This is a genomic window from Actinomycetospora aurantiaca, from assembly GCF_037401875.1.
GTDB lineage: Bacteria > Actinomycetota > Actinomycetes > Mycobacteriales > Pseudonocardiaceae > Actinomycetospora > Actinomycetospora aurantiaca.
Genome location: NZ_JBBEGN010000015.1, coordinates 22211 through 31332 on the forward strand (window position 1 = coordinate 22211; position 9122 = coordinate 31332).

Annotated in this window: 1 pseudogene; it reads left to right on the plus strand. The window is 75.7% G+C overall.

The features are described 5' to 3' along the window. Positions 1 to 120: 120 nt before the first annotated feature. Positions 121 to 9111: pseudogene (locus WCD74_RS23265) on the plus strand (type I polyketide synthase); the annotation flags it as partial. Between the last annotated feature and the right edge of the window lie 11 nt (positions 9112 to 9122).

A 9122-nucleotide genomic window follows, 5' to 3' on the forward strand; every position in this document is an offset into this window, starting at 1 on the left:
CGTTAGGGGCCGCTAGGGGTCCCGACCCGACGTCGGGGCTTCCTAGCGTCGCGGGAGCGAGGCGAGGTGAGGCGGGGCGTGCGGCGACACGGGAGGAGAACCTGAGTGGCTGACGACGCCGAGATCCGGGACTACCTCAAGCGGGTCACCGCCGATCTGCGGCGCACCCGGCGCCGGCTCGAGGAGAAGGAGGCCGAGAGCCGGGAGCCGATCGCGATCGTCGGGATGGCGTGCCGCTTCCCCGGGGGCGTGACGTCGACCGCGGACCTGTGGCGGCTCGTCGTCGAGGGCCGCGACGGCATCGGACCGTTCCCGGCCGACCGCGGCTGGGATCTCGAGGCCCTCGGTCGCGGCGGGCCCGGCTCGTCGGTCGCCCTCGAGGGCGGCTTCCTCGACGGGGCCGGCGAGTTCGACGCCGGGTTCTTCGGCATCTCCCCGCGCGAGGCGCTCGCCATGGACCCGCAGCAACGGCAGCTGCTCGAGGTCTCGTGGGAGGCCGTCGAGTCCGCCGGTCTCGACCCGCTGGCCCTGCGCGGCACCGACACCGCCGTGTTCGCGGGCACCAACGGCCAGGACTACTCCGCCGTGCTGTTCGCCTCCGCGGGCGGCGCCGGCGACTACCTCGCGACCGGCAACACCGCCGCCGTCCTCTCCGGGCGCGTCGCGTACTGCCTCGGGCTGGAGGGCCCGGCGGTCACGGTGGACACGGCCTGCTCGGCGTCCCTGGTCACCCTGCACCTGGCCGCCGAGTCGCTGCGCCGCCGGGAGTGCTCGCTCGCCCTCGCCGGCGGCGCGACCGTCATGGCCACCCCGGGCGCCTTCGTCGAGTTCTCCCGCCAGAACGGGCTCGCCGCCGACGGGCGCTGCAAGGCGTTCTCCGACGACGCCGACGGGACCGGCTGGGGCGAGGGCGTCGGGATGCTGCTGGTCGAGCGGCTGTCGGACGCCGAGCAGCTGGGGCACGAGGTGCTGGCGGTGCTCCGCGGTTCGGCGGTCAACCAGGACGGAGCGTCGAACGGGCTGACGGCGCCGAACGGCCCGGCCCAGCAGCGGGTGATTCTCCGCGCGCTCGAGGCGGCCGGGGTAGAGCCCTCCGAGGTCGACCTGCTCGAGGCGCACGGCACGGGCACGACCCTCGGTGACCCGATCGAGGCCGAGGCCCTGCTCGCGACCTACGGCGACCGCAGCGGCGAACCGCTGTGGCTCGGCTCGGTGAAGTCGAACGTCGGCCACACGCAGGCCGCGGCCGGGGTCGCCGGGGTCATCAAGGCCGTCGAGGCCCTCCGGCACGCCACGATTCCGCCGACCCTGCACGTCGCGCGACCCACCTCCCACGTCGGCTGGACGCGGGGCGCGGTCTCGCCGGCCACCGAGGCACACCCGTGGCCGGAGGTCGGTGATCGTCCGCGGCGGGCGGCGGTGTCGTCGTTCGGGGTGTCGGGGACGAACGCGCACGTGGTGCTGGAGTCGGCGCCGGGTGTCAGCGATGGTCCGTTGCTGACGTCTGACGTCAGAACGGCGCCACTCGCACAGCCGTGGGTGCTCTCGGCGCGGTCGGCGGGGTCGCTGCGCGGCCAGGCCGAGCGGCTCGCGGCGTGGGCGCGGGAGCACAGCGGGTTCGTGACGTCGGGTGTGGCGGCGGGTCTGGTGGGTCGGTCGCGGTTCGAGCGTCGGGCGGTGGTGGTCGGCGAGGGCGAGGCGCTGCTGGCGGGGTTGGATGCGCTGGCTGCGGGTGAGCCGGCGGCGACCCTGGTGTCTGGTGAGGCCGGCCCGGCTTCGGGTCCGGTGTTCGTGTTCCCGGGGCAGGGGGCGCAGTGGGTGGGCATGGCTACCGCGCTGCATGCCGAGGAGCCGGTGTTCGCCGACGCGCTGGCCGAGTGCTGCACCGCCCTGGAATCCCACCTGGGCTGGAACCTGCAGGCAGCGCTGCTCGACGGTTCGGATGAGTCGTTCGATGTGGTGGGGGTGCAGTGTGCGTCGTGGGCGGTGATGGTCGCCCTGGCGAGGCTGTGGGCGTCGTGGGGTGTCACACCGGCTGTGGTGGTGGGGCATTCGCAGGGTGAGATCGCCGCCGCCGTGGTCGCGGGTGGTCTCACCGTCGAGCAGGGCGCCCGGGTGGTGGCCCGCCGCGCGACCGTGATCCGCGAGCACCTCGCCGGGCACGGGGCGATGGCCTCGGTGCCGCTGCCGGCGGCAGAGCTCGAGCTCCCGGAAGGCCTGTCGATCGCCGCGGTCAACGGGCCCGCCTCCACGGTGGTCTCCGGCGATGTCGCCGCGGTCGAGCAGTTCATCGCCGCCTGCCCGGTTGAAGCCAAGCGGATCGCCGTCGACTACGCGTCGCACTCGCAGCACGTCGACGCGGTCGTCGACACGATCACCACTGAGCTCGACGGGCTGAGCCCGGTCACCGGCGCCATTCCGCTGTTCTCCACCGTCCGAGCAGAGCTGCTGGACACCGCAGACATGGATGCGGGCTACTGGGCGGAGAACCTCCGCCGGCCGGTGCAGCTGCAGCAGGCGATCGAGGCTCTCGTCGAGCAGGGCCACGGCGTCTTCGTGGAGGTCTCGCCGCATCCGGTGCTCACCGGAGCAGTGGGGGACACCGTGCCGGACGCGCTGGTGGTCGGGACCCTGCGCCGTGATCACGGCACCCGCGGGCAGGCCCTGCTGGCACTGGGAGCGCTGCACGTCCGTGGGATCACGCCGGACTGGGACGCTGTGATCGGCGAGGCGACCCCGGTCACGGACCTGCCGACCTACGCCTTCGACCACCAGCACTACTGGCCGCAGCCGGCCGAGCCGGCCGGCCCCGTCGTCGGGACCTCGGACGAGCAGTTGTGGGACCACCTCGAGCGGGACCTCGACGCCCTCGCCGACGACCTGGCCCTCGACCCCGCGGACCGTCCCGCGCTCGCCACGGTCGCGCCCGCCCTCGCGGCGTGGCGGCGGCGTCGCGCCGAGACCGCGGAGACCGATGCGTGGCTGCACGAGGTGACGTGGAGCGTCGCCGACCGCACCCGCCGTCCCGACGTCGCCGGCCGCTGGCTCGTCGTGCACGCCCCCGACCAGGACCCGGCGGACGTCGTCGCCGCGCTCGAGGACCACGGGGCCGAGGTCACCACCGCAGCCGACGCGCAGCCCGGACCGTGGCGCGGCGTGCTGTCGCTGCTCGCGCTCCGGGACGGCACGGCGCCCGGACATCCGGCCGTGCCCCGTGCCCTGACGGACACGCTGGCGCTCGTCCAGGCCCTCGACGGCGACGCGCCGCTGTGGGTCGCGACCCGCGGCGCCGCCACCGTCGACACCACCGACGCCCCCGCCCACCTCGCCGGCGCGGCGGTGTGGGCCTTCGGCCGCGTCGCGGCCGCCGAACTCCCCGAACGCTGGGGCGGTCTCGTCGACCTGCCCGACCGGCTCGACGGGCGCACCGCCCCGCTGCTCGCCCTCGCGCTCTCCGGGCACGACGGCGAGGACGAGCTCGCCGTCCGCCCGACCGGGCTGCACCGCCGACGCCTGGCCCACGCCGACCTCGACCGTCGGCCCGCCGCGGACCCCCTCGCCGTGGTGCGCGAGCGCCGCGGCACCGTCCTGGTCACCGGCGGCACGGGGGCGCTCGGGGCCCGGGTGGCCCGACACCTCGCGACGGTCGGGGTCGAGCAGCTGCTGCTGGTCAACCGGCGGGGTCGCGACGACGACGGCCTCGTCGACGAGCTCGCCCGGCTCGGCGCGACCGCCCGGGTCGTCGGCTGCGACCTCGCCGACCGCGACGCCACCGCCGCGCTGCTCGCCGGGATCCCGGTGGAGCACCCGCTCGTCGGGGTCGTGCACACCGCCGCGGTGCTCGACGACGCCGTGGTCGACGCGCTGCAGGTCGAGCAGCTCGACCGCGTGCTGTCGGTGAAGGTCGAGGCGGCGGTGGTCCTCGACGAGCTCACCCGCGACGCCGACCTCGCGCTGTTCCTGCTCTTCTCCTCCTTCGCGGGCGTGCTGGGCATCCCCGGCCAGGCCGGGTACGCCCCGGGCAACGCGATGCTCGACGCCCTCGCCCGCCGTCGTCGGGCCGCCGGGCTCGCGGGCACCGCGATCGCGTGGGGCCACTGGGCCGGCGGCGGGATCGCCGAGGGTCGGGCCGAGGAGGCCCTGCGGCGGCGCGGTGGGCGGGAGATGGACCCGGACCGCGCCCTCGGTGTCCTCGACCGAATCCTCGCGCGGGACGTCACGACGATCGCGGTGGCCGACGTCGACTGGACCGGCCTCACCGCGGGCGCCGCGGGCGGACGCCCGCGTCCCCTGCTCGCCGACCTCCCGGAGGTGCGGGCCGCCCTCCCCGTCTTGACGGAGGTTCGTGACGACGGGTCGGTCGGGCGCCTCGCCGCCGCCGACCCGGCCGAGCGCGGGAAGATCGCTGCGGAGATCGTCCGCGGGCACGTGGCCGCGGTCCTCGGGTTCGCCGACGCCTCCGCCGTTCCGGTCGAGCGCCCCTTCCGTGACCTGGGCTTCGACTCGGTCACCACCGTCGAGCTGCGCAACCGCATCGCCGCCGACACCGGGGAACGGCTGCCGGCCACGCTCGCCTTCGACTTCCCGACCGTCGCCGCCCTCGCCCGCCACCTCGCCGGCGCGGTCGGCGAGCGGCCGACGTCGCCCGGGCCGGGCGCGGAGGACGAGCCGGTCGCCATCGTCGGCCTGGCCTGCCGTCTGCCGGGGGGCGTGCGGTCGCCCGAGGACCTCTGGCAGCTGCTCGTCACCGGCGGGGACGCGATCTCGGCCCTGCCCGACGACCGGGGCTGGCGCCGGGCCGACCTGCCCGTCGGTCCCGACGGCGCCCCGCCCTCCGGCGGCTTCCTCTACGACGTCGCCGGGTTCGACGCGGACTTCTTCGGGATCTCGCCGCGGGAGGCGCTGGCGATGGATCCGCAGCAGCGGCTGCTGCTGGAGGCGTCGTGGGAGGCGATCGAGCGGGCCGGGATCGACCCGGCGTCGCTGCGCGGGACGGCGACCGCCGTGTTCGCCGGCACGAACTACCAGGACTACCCGTCCGTCCTCGCCGGCTCCGACACGGACACCGAGGGACATGCGGGCACCGGCAGCACGGGCAGCGTGCTCTCCGGGCGCGTGGCCTACGCGCTCGGGCTGGAGGGCCCGGCGCTCACCGTGGACACGGCGTGCTCGTCGTCGCTGGTGGCGCTGCACCTCGCGGCGGCGTCCCTGCGTCGCGGCGAGTGCGATCGCGCCCTCGCGGGCGGGGTGACGGTGATGTCCACCCCGGCCCTGTTCGCCGAGTTCGACCGTCAGGGCGGGCTCGCTCCCGACGGCCGGTGCAAGGCGTTCGCGGACGCGGCGGACGGCACCGGGTTCGGCGAGGGCGTCGGCATGGTGCTCGTGGAGCGGCTCTCCGATGCTCGGGCGGCGGGGCATCGGGTGCTGGCGGTGGTGCGTGGATCGGCGGTGAACCAGGACGGGGCGTCGAACGGGTTGACCGCACCCAACGGCCCGGCGCAGCAGCGGGTGATCCGGGCGGCGTTGGCGGCGGGTGGGTTGTCGACGGCCGACGTGGACGCGGTGGAGGCGCACGGCACCGGGACGTCGCTGGGCGACCCGATCGAGGCGGGCGCCCTGCTGGGCACGTACGGGCAGCGTGCGGGTGAGCCGCTGTACGTGGGTGCGGTGAAGTCCAACATCGGCCACACGCAGGCCGCCGCCGGGGTCGCGGGCGTGATCAAGATGGTGCTGGCGATGCAGCACGGGGTGCTCCCGGCGACCCTGCACGTGGATGCCCCGTCCGTACAGGTCGAGTGGTCGCAGGGCGCGGTGTCGTTGGTGACGGAGTCGCGTCCGTGGCCGGAGGTCGGTGATCGTCCGCGTCGGGCGGGGGTGTCATCGTTCGGGATCTCCGGGACGAACGCCCATGTGGTGCTGGAGGCGCCGGATGTCAGTGGTGGCACACGGCTGACGTCGGATGTCAGTGGCGGGACACGGTCGGTGCCGGAGGTCGGGGAGCCGGATGTCAGTGGTGGCACACGGCTGACGCCCGACGTCAGTGGCGGGACACGGTCGGTGCCTTGGGTGGTCTCGGCGCGGACGCCCGATGCGGTGTCGGCGCAGGCGACGGCCCTGGCTGCGTGGCCAACCGAGTCGGTCGCCGACGTCGCGTACTCGTTGGTGACGACGCGGTCGCGGTTCGAGTGGTCGGCGGTGGTGACCGGGTCGTCGGTGGAGGAGCTCCGTGAGGGGCTGCGGTCGGTGTCGCCGGTGCGGGCGGGGTCGGGCGAGCTCGGGATCGTGTTCACCGGTCAGGGCTCGCAGCACCCGGGGATGGGCCGGGACCTGTACGAGGGCTTCGAGGTGTTCCGGACGGCGTTCGACGCGGTCTGCGTCCAGTTCCCCGAGGACGTCCGCGGGATCGTGTTCGGCGACGACGCCGGGCTGCTCGCGCGGACCCAGCACGCGCAGGCCGGATTGTTCGCCCTCGAGGTGGCGCTGTTCCGACTCGTCGAGTCCTGGGGCGTGCAGCCATCAGTCCTCGGCGGGCACTCGATCGGCGAGATCAGTGCTTTGCACTGCGCCGGGGTCCTCGATCTCGACGATGCGTGCCGGTTGGTGGAAGCCCGCGGCCGGTTGATGGGGGAGCTTCCCGACGGCGGGTCGATGGTGGCGGTGGCGGCCTCGGAGGACGAGGTCCGCGCACACCTCACCGAGGGCGTCAATCTCGCGGCCGTGAACGGGCCCCAGGCCTGCGTGATCTCGGGTGACGAGGACGCGGTCGCCGAGGTCGCGAGCCACTTCGAGCGCACGAAGCAGCTCACCGTGAGCCACGCGTTCCACTCCGCGCGGATGGAGCCGATGCTCGACGAGTTCCGCCAGGTCGTAACGGGGCTGACGTTCCACGAGCCGCGAATCCCGGTCGTCTCGAATGGCTCGACCCAGCACGTCACCGACCCGGACCACTGGGTCTCCCACGTCCGCGACACCGTCCGGTTCGCCGACACCCTCGCCACGATGGCCGCCGGCGTCGTCCTCGAACTCGGCCCCGACGCCACACTGAGCAGCTTGGCCGAGCACGGGATCCCAGCCCGACCCGACGTCATGAAGGCCCTGGGACAGCTCCACGCCGCGGGCGTCGACGTCGACTGGCGACAGGTCCTCCCCGACGCCCAGCCGACCGACCTGCCCACCTACCCCTGGCAGCACCGTCGGTACTGGCCGGAGCCCGCGACGCCGGCGGTCTCGACCGACCCGGTCGACGCCCGCTTCTGGGACGCCGTCATGCGCGGGGCGCTCGACGACCTCGCCGCCGACCTCCACGTCGGCCCGGACACGCCGCTCCGCGAGCTGCTGCCCGCCCTCGCAGCGTGGCGGCACCGCGACCCGTCCGAGCTGCTCGCCGAGCAGATCGCCGCCCCGCTCGCCCCGCCGCGCGGTGCGCTCGCCCCCGGGCGATGGCTCGTCCTCGGGGTCGGAGCCGCCGCGGACCCCGTCGCCGCCGCCGTGGTGCGGGCCGGCGGGCGGGCCACCGTCGAGCCGGTCGGCACCCGCACCGACCTCGCGGCGCGACTGCGCGACCGCGCTGACGACCCGGTCGACCGTGTCGTCCTCCTGCCCGACGACGACCGGCCCGAGGTGACCGCGGCCCTCGTCGCGGCGGCCCTCGTCGAAGCCGGGACCGCCGCCCCGCTGACCGTCCTCACCCCGCCCACGGCGGACGACCCGGGCCGGGCCGGACTCGCGGGCCTCGCCCGGGTCGCCATCCTCGAGGCGCCCGACCGGTGGGCCGGGCTCGTGGAGCTGCCCGGCGAGTTCGACGAGCGGTCCGCCGACGTCGTGGTCGCCGCCGTCGCCGCCATGGCCCCGGGCGGGGCGTTCGAGGGTGAGGACGAGGTCGTCGTCGCCGGCCCGAACGAGGTCACCGGACGTCGGATCGTGCCGCTCGAGACCGCACCAGGTCCGCACCCGTGGCCGACCGAGGGCGTCGTCGTCGTCACCGGGGGCACCGGGGCGCTCGGCGCGCACGTGGCCCGCCGGCTCGCCGATGCCGGCGTGCCCGAGCTCCTGCTCCTGGGGCGTCGCGGCGCGGACGCCCCCGGTGCCGACGCGCTGGTCTCCGACCTCCGTCGCCGGGGCGCGACCGTCTTCCTCGCCGCGTGCGACGTCGCCGACCGCGAGGCACTCGCCGCGGCGCTCGCCGGGCACGACGTCCGCGGCGTCGTCCACACCGCCGGCATGCTCGACGACGGCGTCCTCACCGCGCTCACCCCCGAGCGGTTCGCCGCGGTCGCAGGGCCGAAGGTCGACGCCGCGGAGCACCTCGACGAACTCTGCGGCGACGCCGAGGTGTTCGTCCTGTTCTCCTCGGCCGCCGGGATCCTCGGCAGCCCGGGCCAGGGCAACTACGCCGCCGCCAACGCCCGCCTCGACGCCCTCGCACGACGGCGGGTCGCGGCCGGACGGCCGGCCACGTCGGTCGCGTGGGGTGCCTGGGCCGAGGGTGGCATGGCCACCGCGACCGGCGCCGACACCGACCGCGCCCTGCCACCCGCCCGCGCGCTGGACGCCCTGGAGCGGGCGGTCTCGTCGGGCCGGCCGGTGGTGCTCGCCGCCGACCTGGACCGCCCGGCCCTCGCGACCGCCCTCAACGCCGTCCGGGTCCGCCACCTGCTGCGCGACCTCCCCGGTGCCCGCGTCACGGAGACGGTGCAGGCCGCCGTCGAGGACCAGGCCGGGCGGCTGCGCGCCGCCGCGCCCGACGAACGTCGTCGGCTCGCCCTCGACCTCGTGCGCACGCACGCGGCGGCGGTCCTCGCCCACCGCGGCGCGGACGACGTCGACCCCCGGCGGGGCTTCCTCGACCTCGGGTTCGACTCGCTGCAGGCCGTCGAACTGCGGACCCGCCTGACGACGGCGACCGGCCTGCGCCTGCCCGCCACGCTCGTGTTCGACCACCCCACCCCCGAGGCCCTCGCCGAGCACCTCGTCGAGCAGTTCGGGGGCCCCGGGCGCGACCCGGAGCCGGTGCCCGCCCCCCGCGCCGACGACGGGCCCGGGGAGGACGCGATCGCCGCGATGGACGTCGACGACCTCATCCGGCTGGCCCTCGACGACTCCCGTTCCTGAACGGAGCCCGC